General features: G+C 63.5%; 14 protein-coding genes. 5 read left to right on the top strand and 9 right to left on the bottom strand.

What is annotated here, in order from left to right:
• Window positions 1–123 precede the first annotated feature (123 nt).
• The 4 genes from VGV07_RS12190 (at window position 124) to VGV07_RS12175 (ending at window position 4,696) form a co-directional block, all read left to right on the top strand.
• On the top strand, window positions 124–1,452 hold the full coding sequence (locus tag VGV07_RS12190; RefSeq protein ID WP_326868967.1) for an ABC transporter substrate-binding protein: 1,329 nt from the start codon (window positions 124–126) through the stop codon (window positions 1,450–1,452).
• Window positions 1,453–1,688: 236 nt separating this feature from the next.
• Window positions 1,689–2,600: a sugar ABC transporter permease gene (locus tag VGV07_RS12185; RefSeq protein ID WP_326868966.1), complete on the top strand. Its 912-nt coding sequence runs from the start codon at window positions 1,689–1,691 to the stop codon at window positions 2,598–2,600.
• The gene (locus VGV07_RS12180) at window positions 2,600–3,484 is read left to right on the top strand and encodes a carbohydrate ABC transporter permease (protein ID WP_326868965.1); all 885 of its coding nucleotides are present in this window, start codon (window positions 2,600–2,602) and stop codon (window positions 3,482–3,484) included. Before VGV07_RS12185 ends, VGV07_RS12180 begins: the two co-directional genes overlap by 1 nt.
• Window positions 3,485–3,646: 162 nt before the next feature.
• Window positions 3,647–4,696 carry a mannonate dehydratase gene (locus VGV07_RS12175; RefSeq protein ID WP_326868964.1) on the top strand — a complete coding sequence of 350 codons (1,050 nt, stop codon included), beginning with the start codon at window positions 3,647–3,649 and terminating at the stop codon, window positions 4,694–4,696.
• Between the two features lie 66 nt (window positions 4,697–4,762).
• Here the strand turns inward: VGV07_RS12175 and VGV07_RS12170 are convergent, their stop codons facing one another.
• Window positions 4,763–5,413: a TetR/AcrR family transcriptional regulator gene (locus VGV07_RS12170; protein WP_326868963.1), complete on the bottom strand. Its 651-nt coding sequence runs from the start codon at window positions 5,411–5,413 to the stop codon at window positions 4,763–4,765.
• A 127-nt stretch (window positions 5,414–5,540) separates the two neighbouring features.
• On the opposite strand from VGV07_RS12170, the gene VGV07_RS12165 reads away from it, so the two are divergent.
• Window positions 5,541–6,014 (top strand): MAPEG family protein, encoded by a 474-nt coding sequence (locus VGV07_RS12165; protein ID WP_326868962.1) that lies wholly within the window; start codon window positions 5,541–5,543, stop codon window positions 6,012–6,014.
• 136 nt (window positions 6,015–6,150) lie between these two features.
• Here the strand turns inward: VGV07_RS12165 and VGV07_RS12160 are convergent, their stop codons facing one another.
• The 8 genes from VGV07_RS12160 to VGV07_RS12125 form a co-directional block, all read right to left on the bottom strand.
• Complete coding sequence (locus VGV07_RS12160) at window positions 6,151–7,044, bottom strand: HNH endonuclease (RefSeq protein ID WP_326869028.1); 894 nt, start codon at window positions 7,042–7,044, stop codon at window positions 6,151–6,153.
• 114 nt (window positions 7,045–7,158) lie between these two features.
• Window positions 7,159–7,929: a ribonuclease activity regulator RraA gene (locus VGV07_RS12155; RefSeq protein WP_326868961.1), complete on the bottom strand. Its 771-nt coding sequence runs from the start codon at window positions 7,927–7,929 to the stop codon at window positions 7,159–7,161.
• A 26-nt stretch (window positions 7,930–7,955) separates the two neighbouring features.
• A complete protein-coding gene (locus tag VGV07_RS12150) occupies window positions 7,956–9,119 on the bottom strand; it encodes a mandelate racemase/muconate lactonizing enzyme family protein (RefSeq protein WP_326868960.1) in 1,164 nt (387 codons plus the stop codon).
• Window positions 9,120–9,130: 11 nt separating this feature from the next.
• Window positions 9,131–10,342, bottom strand: a complete 1,212-nt coding sequence (manD, locus tag VGV07_RS12145) for a D-mannonate dehydratase ManD (protein WP_326868959.1) — start codon at window positions 10,340–10,342, stop codon at window positions 9,131–9,133.
• Between the two features lie 10 nt (window positions 10,343–10,352).
• On the bottom strand, window positions 10,353–11,708 hold the full coding sequence (locus VGV07_RS12140) for a mandelate racemase/muconate lactonizing enzyme family protein (protein WP_326868958.1): 1,356 nt from the start codon (window positions 11,706–11,708) through the stop codon (window positions 10,353–10,355).
• Window positions 11,709–11,778: 70 nt separating this feature from the next.
• Window positions 11,779–12,876, bottom strand: a complete 1,098-nt coding sequence (locus VGV07_RS12135; protein ID WP_326868957.1) for an ABC transporter ATP-binding protein — start codon at window positions 12,874–12,876, stop codon at window positions 11,779–11,781.
• A 22-nt stretch (window positions 12,877–12,898) separates the two neighbouring features.
• Entirely contained in the window at window positions 12,899–13,777 is an 879-nt protein-coding gene (locus VGV07_RS12130; protein ID WP_326868956.1) for a carbohydrate ABC transporter permease, read from the bottom strand.
• Entirely contained in the window at window positions 13,774–14,733 is a 960-nt protein-coding gene (locus VGV07_RS12125; RefSeq protein ID WP_326868955.1) for a sugar ABC transporter permease, read from the bottom strand. The genes VGV07_RS12130 and VGV07_RS12125 overlap by 4 nt, the downstream gene beginning before the upstream one ends.
• Between the last annotated feature and the right edge of the window lie 27 nt (window positions 14,734–14,760).

Raw genomic sequence — 14,760 nt, 5'->3', positions numbered from 1 at the left:
ACTCAATCGGGACCCCGCGGGGAGGCGGACCGACTTATCGAAGCTTGGCCGCCTGAGCGATCAGTCCGGCAGCGTCGCCGCAAATCGCCAAGCCGCATACGCGCTCATCTTGGAGGAGAGCCCATGACCAAATCATCAGACACGCAGAAGCCGAACGGCTGGTCGCGCCGCCGTGTGCTCACGACCGCCGCAAGCGGCCTGGCGCTGGCTGCCGCCAGCAGCTTCCCGATGCCCGCCATCGCCCAGGGCAAGAAGCTCACCTATTGGGGCGGCCTGATCTTTTCGGATGACGCCAACAAGCTGCTGACCGACACCATCAATGCCTGGGGCGCCGCCAATGGCGTCGCCACCGAAGTGGTGATGATCAACCAGAACGAGACCACCCAGAAGGTTTCGGCTGCGGTATCGTCCAACACCATGCCGGATGCGCTCGACATGGGCCTCGGCCTCGCGCGGCTGCTGGCCCGGCAGAGCCAGTTCTCCGACCTGGGCGATCTCTACAAGAAGATCGGCGATGCACAGGGCGGCTGGTTCTCCGGCCCCGATACGGCGACCGACCTCACCGCCGATGGCGGCATCGCCCGTGTCGGCATCCCCTTCGGCGTCAACGGCAACCTGCTGCTCAGGCGCAAGGATCTGCTCGAACCGGCCGGCTTCACCGAAGCGCCCAAGACCTGGGACGAACTGGTGACGCAGGCGGAAGCGATCAACAAGGCGCCGGTCTCGGGGCTCGGCCTCGCCCTTTCCAATGTGGGCGACGCCAACCTTCAGGTGGCGGTGCTGCAGTCGTTCGGCGGCCGCATTGCCGATGATGCCGGCAAGAAGGTGACGCTCGACACGCCCGAGACGCGGCTGTGGCTCACCTGGCTGAAGAACGCCTGGGACAAGGGGCTGTTCTCGCCCGGCAACACCACCTGGGACGGCGCCGGCGACAACCAGGCCTATCTCTCGGGTCAGGCCGGCTTCATCGCCAATACCGGGTCGGTCGGCATTGCCGCCAAGAAAGACGATCCGGAGCTGTTCGAAGCCAGCGCCTTCTCGCCGCTGCCGGGTGGCCCAAAGGGCATCATCTCGCCGATCGACGTGCAGGTGCGCGCCATCACCAAGGCAAGCTCGGTGCAGGACGAAGCCAAGGCGCTGCTCGAGCACCTTTCCAGCCCCGAGTTCATGAACGCCTACTTCAACGTGGCGATCTATGGCCCGGTGCTGGCGGATCAGGAAAAGCTCCCGGCATTCGATGGCACCAACACCATCCTCGTCGGGCTGCTCGGCCTCGCCAAGAACGGCACCGCCCCGGCCTACCCCGACGTCAACAATGCCGCCTTCGCCGATTTCGGCTCCAACTTCCTGATCCCCAAGCTGGCCCAGCGCGTGGTGGTGGATGGCTGGGACTTCGACCAGGCGATTGCCGAGGCGCAGGCCCAGGGCCAGGCGATCTACGACAAGTACTGATCCCAGGTTCCTCCCTGCCGCGGATGGTTCCTCCCGGGGCCATCCGCGGGTGTTTTTGGAATTGCTTGAGTTGACGACGAGGCAGAAGGCCCCCTCACCCGCCGCTTCGCGGCGACCTCTCCCCCAAAGGGAGAGGTGCGATGGGGCGCGATCGTGCCACCGCACCACCTCTCCCTCGGGGGAGAGGTCGGCCGAAGGCCGGGTGAGGGGGCCTTTCTCCCAAAGGGAACAGCGACATGGCCATTTCTGACGCAAGCCCCGCCCCCCGCCGCCGCTTCGGTGGCGGCTTCAAGCTCAAGCTGTTCGCCTATGCGCTGGTGGCGCCGGTGGTGCTGCTGATCCTGGGGCTCGTCGCCTACCCGTTCCTGTTCGCCATCTGGGTGTCGTTCACCGACATGGTGATCGGCAGCACCGGCAACTTCATCGGCTTCAAGAACTTCGAATACCTCGCGGGAACCGCAACCTTTTGGGCGGCCATCCGCAACACCATTGTCATCGTTCTCGTTTCCGACGTGCTGAAGCTGGTGATCGGGCTGGGCCTGGCGCTGCTGGTGCACCAGAACCTCCCCGGCCGTGGCATCTTCCGCTCGTTCCTGATGCTGCCCTGGGCGATGCCGGCCTTCGTCGCCTTCCTCACCTGGCGCGTGCTGTACCAGCCGATCGGCGGCGGCATCAACCTGATCCTCAATCAGACCGGGCTCTACGCCGGCACCGTCGACTGGCTCGGCACCCGCAACACTGCCATGGCCTCGGTGATCATCGCCTCGGTTTGGCGCGGCTTTCCGTTCTGGTTCATCTCGATCCTCGCGGCCCTGCAATCGGTGCCGAAAGAACTCTACGAAGCCGCGATCGTTGATGGCGCCAATACCTGGCAACGCTTCTGGAACGTCACCATCCCGTCGATCCTGCCGGTGATCATCGTCACCACCCTGCTTTCATCGATCTGGACCGCCAACGGCTTCGAGCATGTCTGGCTCCTGACCGCCGGCGGCCCGTCGGACGCCACCATGGTATTCCCGGTGCTGGCCTATTTCGGCATGCAGACGCAGCGCATCGGCGAGGCCGCCGCGGTGTCTGTCTACATGCTGCCGGTGCTGGCCATCCTCGTGATCTTTGCCACTTCGCTGATGATGCGGAGGGAGGAATAATGGCCAGTCTCGCCGAAATCGCCAGTGCGGCGCCGACCAATGCGGGCGCCTCGGCGCGGCGCCGGTTCCTGATCGCCCGGCTGCTGAGCTATGCCGCACTGATCATCGCGGTCATCCTGGTGCTGTTCCCGGTTTACTGGATGCTGGCGACGTCGCTCAAACTGCCTCGCGACATCCTGCGCGTGCCATCGCTGTGGCCGACCCGCTTCAGCCTTGCCAACTTCGAAAAGCTGCTCGCCGACGGGCAGTTCCTGCTGTCGATCCGCAACAGCTTCATCGTCGCCTCGACCGTCACGGTGATCTCGGTGATCATCTCGTCATTCGCCGCCTATTCGATGGTGCGATTCCGCTATCGGTTCCGCGGTGTCATCGGCCGGCTGATCCTGTTTGCGTACCTCACCCCCGGCTCGCTGCTGTTCATTCCACTGTCGATCGTCATGGCGCAGCTGAAGCTCGGCAACTCGCTGCAGGGCCTGATCCTCGTCTACCTCACCTTCTCGTTGCCGCTCTCCACCTGGCTGCTGCAGGGCTATTTCCGCGGCGTACCGCGCGAGCTCGAGGAACAGGGGATGATCGATGGGCTGACCCGCTTCGGGGCGCTGCTCAGGATCACCCTGCCGTTGTCGGCGCCCGGCCTCGCGGCCGTCGCCATCTTCACCTTCACCGGCGCCTGGAACGAGCTGCTGTTCGCCCTGGTGCTCACCACCTCGGAAAGCGTGCGCACCGCACCGCTGGCGCTCAACTATCTCATCACCTCCGACGTCTTGCCCTGGGGCCCGCTGATGGCCGGCGCGGCGATCTCGTCGGTGCCGCTGATGATCCTCTATTTCGTCGCCCAACGCTTCATGGTGGCGGGCATGACCGAGGGATCGGTGAAGGGATGAACGCGACAAACTTGCCACCACCACAGGGTCATTCCCGCGAAAGCGGGAAAACTCTGTTTGGCGCCACGAGCGGGATCGCGAGCAAAGAAAACGGAGATCCCCGCTTTCGCCGGGATGGCCCGGTGAAAACTACGAACTGACTTCGAGGATGGAAAAAAGACGATGGGTATCAGGGTTGCGGTAGGCCAGTTCCACGAACTGAGTGAGGAGCGACTCCGCTTCGCGGCGCAGATCGGCGCCACCGGGTTGCAGATGAATAACCCCACGCTCCCCGGCGACGACCGCTGGGAGCAAAAGGACGTCAGGGCGCTGGTCGACCAGGTGGAAGCCGCGGGCCTCAAGTTCGAGGCGATCGAGAACGTCCCCACCCATTTCTACCACAAGGCGATGATGGGGCTGGAGGGCCGCGACGAGCAGATCGAGAACTACCAGGCGACGATCCGCGCCGTGGCGCGCGCCGGCATCCCGGTGCTGGGGCTGCACTTCATGCCCAACTCGGTGTGGACCACCAAGCGCGATGCGGCGACCCGCGGCGGCGCCGTCGCCCGCCAGTTCGACATGGCGGTGGTCGAAGCCAATATCGACAATCTCGAGCTGCTGCGCTCGTTCATGCCGACGACGCTCGGCCGTGCCTCCTCGATGCCGCTGTTCGGCAAGGATGGCCCGCTGATCACCGAAGACCAGATGTGGAGCAACTACGAGTACTTCATGAAGGCCGTGCTGCCGGTGGCCGAAGAAGAGGGCCTGAAGCTGGCGCTGCACCCGGACGATCCGCCGGTGCCGATGCTGGGCGGCGTGGCGCGGCTGTTCTACAAGCCGGAGAACTTCAAGAAGGCCTATGACCTGGTCGGCCGGTCGGAAGCCTGGTCGCTCGACCTCTGCCTTGGCTGCTGCTCGGAGATGGAAGGCGGCAAGCAGAACGTCAACGAGATGATCGAGTATTTCGCCCCCAAGGGGCGGATCTCCTATATCCACTTCCGCGACGTGAAGGGCTCGGTGCCGAACTTCGTCGAGTGCTTCATCGGCGACGGCAATTTCGACCCGGCAGAAGTCATCGTGCTTCTGGCCAAGAACGGTTTTGACGGCTTCCTGCTCGACGACCACGTGCCCAAGATGGACGGCGACAGCGACTGGAACCACCGCGGCCGCTCGCACGCGATTGGCTATATGCAGGGGTTGATCCGGATGGCGGAGTTCCTCGGCAAGGCATAAGCAAGGGGCTTGTGACGATCTCAGGGGGGCGGTCGGCGACGACCGCCCTTCCGGTTTGACGGCGGCTCAGCCGGCGGCGGCCTTGAATATCCGTGTCAGTCCCTCGACCAGTTGCGCATCGGAGTAGCGCAACGGGTCTCCCTGGGACTCGACGAGCCCCTTCACCGTCAGCAGGCCGATGGCCGACGTATAGGCGAGGAAAGCCAGCAGGCGCGGTTCCACAACGGCGGGTCTGTCGGACTCGCTCAGCCTGCGGGTGGCCCCGGCGAGCAGCAGGTCATTGAGCGGACGGATCCGCGCGAACTGCTCGGCCGACAGTTGCAGGCCCGCGCTACTCGACACCTGGCCGAGCAGGTAGGCGAGACGGAAATCGTCCATCTGCGCGGCATAGGCGTCGACCGTACCGCCAATGACGGCGCCGAGCGCGGCGCTGCCAACATCGGTCGTATCTACCGCATCACGCACCTGCTCGGCGTGGCCCTGCCAGACGCCGAAAACCAGCTCGAAAACCAGCGCTTCCTTGGAGGGGAAATAATAGTAAAGCCCAGTCTTGGACATGCCGGCCTCACGCGCGACAGCCTCCAGGGTCACGGCGGCTATGCCGTCACGCATCAGCACAACGCGCGCTGCGGCGAGGATATCCTCGCGTGAGCGGTCACGCTTGCGTTGCTGGCGGGCGCGGCGCGCTACCGCAGGATCGGCCGCGTTTTCGTTCATCGCTGGTCCTCAGGTCTGCCGAAGATATACCACCAGTGCAGTAAAAAGTCCACCAATTGACTTTTTCGACCAATGGTCTAAAAACTTGTCGCATGATCCGGTGAGGGCGCCGGTGGGAGAATGCACGGTGGAACAGTTGAGCTTGGCGAACCCGGTGTTCGCAACTTATGCGATTGCGGCGGGGATCATGCTGCTCAAGGGCGTGGCCATGAGCTGGCAGACGGTGTTCACGATGATGATCGAGAACGGCGGCTTCCGGAACCCGGAGGACGGCAGGAAGACGCCGTTCAACCCCAAGCCGCATGACCGGCAACTCGAGCCGAATCCTCGGGTGGAGCGGACACGCCGCATCCAGATGAACGACCTCGAGAACCTGCCCTACTTCTTCGTCGCCGGCCTCATCTATGTAACGACGGCGCCGCCGCTTTGGCTCGCACAGGTGCTGTTCTACGGCTACGTCGTGACGCGGGCGCTGCATTTCTGGGCCTACATGACGGCACAGATCCACGACGTGCGGGCAATGCTGTGGACACCAGGATCGCTGATCATCCTGTTTATGGCCGGGGCCAGCGCCTGGGCAGGTCTGCAGGCGGCGTTCTGAGATCGGTGGCAGGGCCACGGAGACCCAGGCACCGGGCCCCACCTCCCCCTTGACGGGGGAGGCAAGCGGAGTTTGGCGGCTTGCCGCCTAGCGTAGCTCGGAGGGGGTGCGAACAGGGCTGGATGCCCAATCTGCGTTACGTCTTGAAGATGTTCTCGCGGTGCCATCCAAGGAACGCCGGGTGAGGTCTATCTCGCCCGGCAAGCGGGCCGATCATTCGCCTGGTCTTGTTGATCAGGGACTCCACTCCGTCTCGGTCGTTGACGTGACGAGAGATGAGGATATCGAGATCGTCGGAGAACGTGATTAGCCCACGGTCGAACATCCAGTGGACGGTACCGGACAAGGCAACGCCGTTGTTGACCATGTCCGGTCCGTTGCGCTCGACCGGCCGGATGTGGGCGGCAGCAACTTCCGCTCTACCACCGCCGTTGATCAGCTTCAGGCCTGTTACGGCGCAACGCTCCCCGTAGGCGCGAAGAACCACGCTTCGGAAGGCGCGATCTCGGACGATCCGTGAGGTGAGAATGTCGATGCGAACGCGTTCCTGTTCTTCTCCAAGGAACGGTGCCTGCTGCTCGTTGAAGCCGGCGACCGCATCTTCAGTGCGTGGCAAGATGTCATGCTCCGACATGCCACGCGAAACGATCTTCGAGAAGTCGCGTGCCGACAGAGGTCGAACCGCAGCCTGCGCGCGGCCCGATATCCGCCCAACCTCGTTCAACAGACCTGTTTCGGTGATCCCCTCGTCCCCCTGGAAGGGCACAGGGGTGACGAATTCCAGATAGGAGCCCGGCTCAATCAGTGCCAGGAACATCCCCGACGAGTTGCGGTCCGGGACGATGTCTCTGACCTTGGCTACGGCGAAGTAGCCATGTGAGTTGGGCACCTTCCTTGGCTCATAGTAGACGATCCAGTCGCCAACGAACTGGGTCGCGCGTGAAAGGTACTGAGTGGGGAACTGATACTGCTCGGCCGGCGTGTCCTCGTAGATCGAGTCCGCTCTGTGAATGAAGACGCCGAAAGCCATCCAGTCCCCCAGTGTCGCGATGATGCCTTCGCATCGCGCGCGGGGCAACACGGCATGGATGAGAAAGGGCGCCACCGGGGCGCCCTTATCATTTCGCAGCAGTCGTAGGCCGCCTTAGTGGCTGGGGCTCGGCGGCAGGCCCTTGGCCTTGCGCCAGGCCTGGTATTCTTCTTCGGCATCAGGGTGCAGCGGATAGTAGCGGCGCAGCGATTCACCGGCGGTGAGCTTTTCGCGGCTGAACACTTCCCACTCGGCGTGTTTCTTGGAATCCTCGATGACCTTTTCGGCCATCGACTGCGGCAAGACGACGACGCCGTCATCATCGGCCATGATGATGTCGCCCGGGATCACCATGACGCCGCCGCAGGAGATCGGCACGTTCACCGCCGACGGCCAGATCGAGACCTGGACGTGGTAGTTGGGGGTCCAGCCGCGCATCCAGATGGCGAGATCGAGCTTGTCGACATTGGGCTTGTCGCGCATCACGCCATCGATGACGATGCCGGCGCCCTTGCGGCCCTTGAAATAGGTCGACATCATGTCGCCGAAGACGCCCGAGCTCAGGTCGCCGCGCGCGTCGACCACGACCACGTCGTTCTCCTCGACTTCATAGAGCACGTGGCGGTGGAGCTGCTTTTCCGGATCGGAATATTCGCCTTCGCTGAACAGGTCGGGGCGCTGCGGCATGAACTGCAGCGTCAGCGCCGTGCCGACGATCGACTTGCCCTTATACTGGCTCACCGGGCCAACCATGTGCGGGTTGCGGAAGCCGGAGTGGCCGAGCGAGCCGGCGACGGTAGCGGTGCCGATATCCTTGAGCGCGGCGATGACGTCCTTGCTCGGACGCTTGAACGCCGGGATCGGGCTTTGCATGATGTGGACCATAAGAATCTCCTCCAATGAGCTTGGGTCTACCAGTTGGTGACCGAACCGTCGCGGCGCTTCAGGTGGGGCGCCTCCCAAAACTTGAATGCGCTTTTGGTCAGTGCCGCCTCGTTGACCTCGATGCCGAGGCCAGGGCCGTTCGGGACCTGGTAGACCGCACCATCGAGCATCGGCATCTGTGGGAACATCTCCGCCGTGGGGGTACCGGCATAGAGGTCGGTGGCGTTGGCGCGGCACTCGAGCGCGAAGAAATTCGGCACGGCCGCCGAGAAATGAATGGTCGCCGCGGTGCAGATCGGCCCCAGCGGATTGTGCGGCATCAGATCGACATAATGCGCCTCGGACCAGCCGGCGACCTTCATCGCCTCGGTGAAGCCGCCGACATTGCAGAGGTCGAGCCGGTTGTACTGGTGAATGCCGCGCTCGATGTAGGGCAGGAACTGCCACTTCGAAGCGAACTCCTCGCCGATGGCGAACTGCACGTCGGTGAGCTTCCTGAGGTTCTCGTAAGCTTCCGGCGTCTCGTCGCGGATCGGCTCCTCGAGGAAGTCGATCGTGCCCGATGGCATCTTCTGGCAGAAGCTCGCCGTCTCGGCGACGCTCAGCCGGTGATGGTAGTCGATGCCCAGCACGATTTCCTCGCCCAGTTCCTTGCGGGCACGCACGAGGAACGGCGCAGTGACGCCGATGGATTCACGCGGTTCAAAGATGCCGCCCGGGTTGTCCCAGCGGCCAGGGAAGAAGCGGATGGTCTTGAAGCCTCTGGCGATCAGCGCCCTGGCCTGCTCGATGGTTTCGTTGCCGTCATCGGTGATCGCGCCAGTCGAGGCGAAGGTCGGGATCACGTCGCGGTGCTTGCCGCCGAGGAGCTCGTAGACCGGCACGCCAAGTGCCTTGCCCTTGATGTCGTGGAGCGCAATATCGAGGGCCGACTGCGCGGCGGTGAGGACACGACCGCCCTCAAAATACTGGCTGCGGTAGAGTTCCTGCCAGATGGCGCCGATTTTGAACGGGTCCTTGCCAATCAAGAACTCGCGGAAATGCTCGAGCGCCCCCACCACGGCCTTCTCGCGGCCCGAAAGGCCGCTCTCGCCCCAGCCAAAAATGCCCTCGTCGGTCTCGACCTTGACGATCAGCTGGTTGCGGTGGCCGACCCACACGGGAAACGGCTTGATGTCTGTGATCTTCACGTTGATGTCTCTTACCAGCTGGTCATGGAGCCGTCTTCGAGCCGGGCGACCGGCAGATAGGCGGCTTGGTATGGGTACCGGGCGGCCAGCTCTTCATCGAAGTCGGTGCCATGACCAGGGGTCTCGTTGGGGTAGAGATAACCGCGGTCGTAGCGCCAGTCGCACTTGAAGACGTCGTACGTCTCCTTGGTGTACCCTGTGAACTCCTGGATGCCGAAATTGTTGATTGCGGTGTCAACGTGGACGTTGGCGCCCATGCAGATCGGCGACATATCCATTGGGCCGTGACAGGCCGACTTCACGTGATAGATCGAGGCGAAGTCGAATATCTTCTTGATGCCGGTGACACCACCCGCGTGCACGGCAGTGACGCGGATGTAGTCGATCAGCTGTTCCTGAATCAGCGTCGTGGTGTCGTAGACCGAGTTGAAGATCTCGCCGACGGCCAGCGGCTGGGTAGTGTGCTGGCGGATAATGCGGAAGCCCTCCTGTAGCTCGGCCGGCACGGCATCCTCCAGCCAGAACAGGCGGTAGGGCTCGAGATCCTTGCCGAGGCGGGCGGCCTCGATCGGGGTGAGGCGATGATGCACGTCGTGCAGGAGGTGCACGTCCCAGCCCACCGCATCGCGCAGCGCTTCGAAGAGCCTGGGCACCAGCGGCATATATTTGTGGGTCGCCCAGACTTCTTCGGCCACCACCGGCTTGATCATGCCGCCGGCAGCCTGGTCGGTCGAGGGGCCGGTGCCATAGATTGGCGGCAGGCCGGGGATCGAAACCTGGGCGCGGATGGCGTCGAGACCCTGCTCGCGCATCTTCTGCACGCCGTCGACCACCTCGGGGATATCGATGCCGCCGACGTGCTTATAGACCATGACCTTGTCGCGCGACTTGCCGCCGAGCAACTGGTACAGCGGCATGCCCGCGACCTTGGCCTTGATGTCCCACAGCGCCACGTCGATTGCAGCGATCGCCGCCATGGTGATCGGGCCGCGACGCCAGTAGGCGCCCTTATAGAGGAACTGCCAGATATCCTCGGTGCGCAGCGGGTCCTTGCCGATCAGGGTGGGAGCAATGTGGTCCTGGATGTAGGAGACCACCGAAAGTTCGCGACCGTTCACCGTACCGTCGCCGATGCCGTAGACGCCCTCGTCGGTCATGATCTTCACCGTGGTGAAGTTCCGCCCGGGCGAGCAGACGATGACCTTGATGTCTGTAATCTTCATTTTAGGTCCATCAGCTCCAGGTCCGGTCCCAGGACATGTCGTTGTCCCACTGGTCGGTCGGCTGCCAGATGCCGCTGACACCCGGCTGCAGGTGCTGCAACAGCACCTCGTCGTTGACGTCGTCGATGCCGAGGCCCGGCTTGTCGCTGAGCTCGATGAAGCCGTTCCTGACGATCGGACCGTCAAAGCCGGTGACGATGTCATCCCACCACGGCACGTCGACCGAGTGATACTCGAGCGCCAGGAAATTCTCGGTGGCGGTGGCGATGTGGGCCGCGGCAATCGCGGCGATCGGGCTCTCGGCCATGTGGATGGCCATGGCGATGCCGTGGTCCTGCGCCGCGTCGCCGATCTTCTTGGTTTCGAGGATGCCGCCGGTGGTGAGGATGTCGGGGTGGATGACCGAGATGCCGGCGTTGAACAGCGGCTCGAAACCTTCCTTCAGGTAGATGTCCTCGCCGGTGCAGATCGGTACCGAGGTCGCTTCCTGCAACCGGCGATAGCTCTCGGCATGCTGCCAGGGGATCACGTCCTCGAGCCAGGCCGGGGTGTATTTCTCGATGCGCTGCGCCAGGCGGATACCGTCCTGCAGCGAGATGTGGCCGAGATGGTCGATGGCAAGCGGGATTTCGGGCCCGATTACCTCGCGCACTTCGGCAATGTACTGCTCGAGCAGGTCGAGGCCCATTTCGGAGAAGTGCAGGCCAGTGAATGGGTGCATGACGTTCTGCGCGTCGTAGACGAGGTTGCGCGCCTTGCGCTCGTCATTGTTCGTCGCGCGAATGCCGCCGGCGTGCTGCCTGAAGCCTTCGAGTACGCCCGCGGGGCCGACGACGGCGCCGGGGATGTGGGCGATCTCCATCAGCCCCAGGTCCATTTTGAGGAAGGTGAACCCCTTATCCATGCGCTCCTTCAAGCGCTTGCCCATCTCGGTGCCGCTCGGGCGATCGGCGTCGGTATCGCAATAGCAGCGGACCTTGTCGCGGAACTTGCCGCCCAGCATCTGGTAGATCGGTGCGCCATAGGCCTTGCCGGCGAGATCCCAGAGCGCGATCTCGATGGCCGAGACGCCCCCGCCCTGCCGGCCGTGGCCGCCGAACTGCTTGATGCGACGGAACAGCCGATCGACGTCGCAGGGGTTCTCGCCAAGCAGGCGGGATTTCAGCATCAGGGCATAGGTGGCGCTGGCGCCGTCACGGACTTCGCCGAGGCCGACAATGCCCTGGTTGGTGTAGATCTTCAGCAGCGCCGAACGGAACGGCGCGCCGGTGATCTCGGCCACCCGGATATCGGTGATTTTCAAGTCAGACGGGCGGGAGCTGGTGTTGACGCGATTGAGCGCGTCTTCGGCAGGGTTCGAAGTCATTGGGGTAAGGCCTCGGCTGGGGAGCGGTCGCTACCGGGCCGCCCGATGGAAGAACTAATCGACTGGCGGGTTACTGGAGCCTGAGCGCCATTTCGGTTTCGCCGTCGAACAGGTGCATGCGATCCTGGTCGAACTCGAGGAATACCGGCTCGTCGGGCCTGAGCTGGAAGGTCGGGGCGACGCTGACATTGACCACGGCGCCGGAGACGAAGACCTGGGCGAAGGTAACGTCGCCGGTCGGCTCTACCGTATAGACCTTGCCCGGCACCGAGCCCGGCACCTGGGACTTGTGGACCTTGATGGTCGAGTGCCGGCCGCCCAGCACCACCTTGCTGGATTTGGCGCTCAGCGCCTTCCGGCCATTGGCGTCGGAGAGCGGCATCTCCCAGCCCTCGGGGCTCTGGAGCACCACCCGGCCATCCTTCGATGCGGCGGTCAGCGGCACAAGGCTCATGGCGGGAGAGCCGACGAAGCTCGCGACGAACATGTTCACCGGGTTGGCGAAGACATTAGCCGGGCTGTCATATTGCTGCAGGAAGCCGCCATTCATCACCGCCATCTTGTCCGACATGGTGACCGCCTCGAGCTGGTCGTGGGTCACGTAGACGATGGTGGCGTTGAGATCCTGGTGGAAGCGCTTGATCTCGGAGCGCATCTGCACGCGCAGCTTGGCGTCGAGGTTCGAGAGCGGCTCATCCATCAGGAAAGCGCGCGGCTCGCGCACCAGCGCCCGACCCAGCGCCACGCGCTGCTGCTGGCCGCCCGACAGTTCGCGCGGTTTGCGCTCGAGCAGGTGGACGATATCGAGCGTCTTGGCCGCGGCCTGGACGCGCTTGTCGATCTCGTCCTTGGGCAATCTGCGCATCTGCAGCGGGAAGGCGAGGTTCTTGTACACCGACTTCTGCGGGTAGAGCGCATAGTTCTGGAACACCATGGCGATGTCCCGGTCCTTGGGATCGAGGTCGGTGACGTCACGGTCGCCGATGCTGATGGTGCCGCCCGACATCGGGATGAGGCCGGCAACGAGGTTGAGCGTCGTGGTCTTGCCGCAGCCCGAAGGGCCCACCAGCGCCACGAACTCCCCGTCCTCGACGGTCAGCGACACGTGGTTCACGGCGTAGACGTCGCCGTAGTTCTTGACCACGTCCTTGAGGATAACCTGAGCCATATGGGTTTCCTTGAGCTTTCCGTTAGTGCTTGACGGCGCCCTCGGTCAGGGCGCGCACGAAGTAGCGTTGCAGGACGAGGAACAGCACCACGACGGGGATGCTCATCATGAAGGTGGCGGCCATCAGCCCCGGCCAATCCGTGGCGTTCTCGGAAAAGAAGCGCTGGATGCCGACCGGCAGGGTCATCTGATCGTGCCGGGTGAGGAAGGTGTAGGCGTAGATGTATTCGTTCCAGGCGCCGATGAAGCTGTAGATCGAGGTGGCAATGATACCGGGCGTCGACAGCGGCATGACGATCAGGAGGAACGCCTGAAAGCGCGTCGCGCCATCGATGCGCGCCGCCTGTTCGAGCTGCACCGGGATGTTGTCGTAAAAGCCCTTGAGCAGCCAGATGGCGAGCGGCAGACCGAAGGTCAGGTAGGTGAGGATGAGCGAACCATGGGTGTTCACCAGCCCGAGCGCCTTCATCAGGATGAACAGCGGCACGAGGAACACCACCGCCGGGAACATGTTCCTGAGCAGCACCGCAAAGAACAGGAAGGTGCGGCCGGGGAAGCGGAAGCGCGAGAACGCATAGGCCGCCGGCACCGCCACCACCACCGCGAGGATGGTGGTGAGGGTAGAGACCCAGATGCTGTTCCAGAAATACTGGATGAAGTCGCGACCGACGGTGCCGGAAGGATCGATCAGGCGCCAGTAGTTCTCGAGCGTCGGTTCGGCCGGCCACCACTGCGGCGGATATTGCATCGCAGCAAAGCCGGTCTTCAGCGAAGTGATGAACATCCAGATCATCGGCATCACGGTGAAGCCGAGCAGGAGGATAAGGAAGATTCTCCCGCTCCAGCGCCAGCCGTCTGCACCACGACGCTTGGCGGCGCCGGCACTCAGTTCCATGGTCATGCGCCGGCCCTCGCTTCGTCGCCCTTGGTCAGTGCGCGGACATAGAAGTAGCCGAGCACCATCATCACGATGAACAGGATGACCGCATAGGCCGAGGCGACGCCCCAGCGCTGCCGGCCGAAGGCGAGCTGGTAGATGTGGGTGATCCAGATGTCGGACGAGCCGGCCGGGCCGCCGCCGGTCATGATCCACGGGATGATGAAGGAGTTGAAGTTCTGCACCGCAAGCAGCAGCAGCGTCACCATCGATACGCCCGAGAGGTGCGGGAAGGTGACGTGCCAGAAACGCTGCCAGGGGCTGGCGCCATCGACCTGCGCAGCACGCAGCAGCGTGTCGGGCACCGTCTGCAGGCCCGCCATCAGCATGATCATGGCGAAGGAGAACTCCTTCCACACGTTGACGACGATCAGCGCGTAGAGCGAGGTATTGGTGTTGTCGACGAAGTTGATCGGCTTGTCGATGAGGCCGACCTGGGTCAGCATGGCGCTGATGGCGCCGAAATCGGAGTGGTAGAGCCACTTCCACACATAGGAGGCCGCCACCGCGCTCACCACCCACGGGATCAGCAGCAGTGCGCGCAGGAAACCGCGACCGACGAACTCGCGATGCAGCGCCAGCGCTGCGCCGAGACCGAGGAGGAAAGCGAAGAAGGTGGAGAGCACCGTCCACAGCACCGTCTGCCAGGTGACCTTCCAGAAGACCGGACTGGTGAGGATGGTGACGTAGTTGTCGAGGCCGTTGAACTGCTTGGCGCTGAGCGCCAGGCTCGCCGGGGTGTTAAAGAAGCTGAGCTCGATCGTGTAATAGATCGGATAGCCGATGACGATCAGCATCACGATGAGGGCGGGCGCCACGTAGAGATAGTCGAAGCGGCTGCTCCACACCTTCTTGCCAAGGCCGACGCGCCGGGGCTCGGGTACGTCGCGAAAGATGGCTTGTCCCGGAACAGTGCTCACAGCGCATAACCCTGGTTGTGAAGATAT

Source organism: Devosia sp., from assembly GCF_035944845.1.
GTDB lineage: Bacteria > Pseudomonadota > Alphaproteobacteria > Rhizobiales > Devosiaceae > Devosia_A.
The sequence above is the reverse complement of the archived record's forward strand: the minus strand, read 5'-3'. Positions and strand labels throughout refer to the sequence as shown.

Excerpts from the sequence above, each read along its gene's own strand:
- VGV07_RS12130 (WP_326868956.1), bottom strand. The coding sequence starts at position 13,777 with ATGACCATGGAACTGAGTGCCGGCGCCGCCAAGCGTCGTGGTGCAGAC.
- VGV07_RS12160 (WP_326869028.1), bottom strand. The coding sequence starts at position 7,044 with ATGGCTTTCGGCGTCTTCATTCACAGAGCGGACTCGATCTACGAGGAC.
- VGV07_RS12140 (WP_326868958.1), bottom strand. The coding sequence starts at position 11,708 with ATGACTTCGAACCCTGCCGAAGACGCGCTCAATCGCGTCAACACCAGC.
- VGV07_RS12185 (WP_326868966.1), top strand. The coding sequence starts at position 1,689 with ATGGCCATTTCTGACGCAAGCCCCGCCCCCCGCCGCCGCTTCGGTGGC.
- VGV07_RS12175 (WP_326868964.1), top strand. The coding sequence starts at position 3,647 with ATGGGTATCAGGGTTGCGGTAGGCCAGTTCCACGAACTGAGTGAGGAG.
- VGV07_RS12180 (WP_326868965.1), top strand. The coding sequence starts at position 2,600 with ATGGCCAGTCTCGCCGAAATCGCCAGTGCGGCGCCGACCAATGCGGGC.
- VGV07_RS12155 (WP_326868961.1), bottom strand. The coding sequence starts at position 7,929 with ATGGTCCACATCATGCAAAGCCCGATCCCGGCGTTCAAGCGTCCGAGC.
- VGV07_RS12170 (WP_326868963.1), bottom strand. The coding sequence starts at position 5,413 with ATGAACGAAAACGCGGCCGATCCTGCGGTAGCGCGCCGCGCCCGCCAG.
- VGV07_RS12135 (WP_326868957.1), bottom strand. The coding sequence starts at position 12,876 with ATGGCTCAGGTTATCCTCAAGGACGTGGTCAAGAACTACGGCGACGTC.
- VGV07_RS12190 (WP_326868967.1), top strand. The coding sequence starts at position 124 with ATGACCAAATCATCAGACACGCAGAAGCCGAACGGCTGGTCGCGCCGC.
- manD (WP_326868959.1), bottom strand. The coding sequence starts at position 10,342 with ATGAAGATTACAGACATCAAGGTCATCGTCTGCTCGCCCGGGCGGAAC.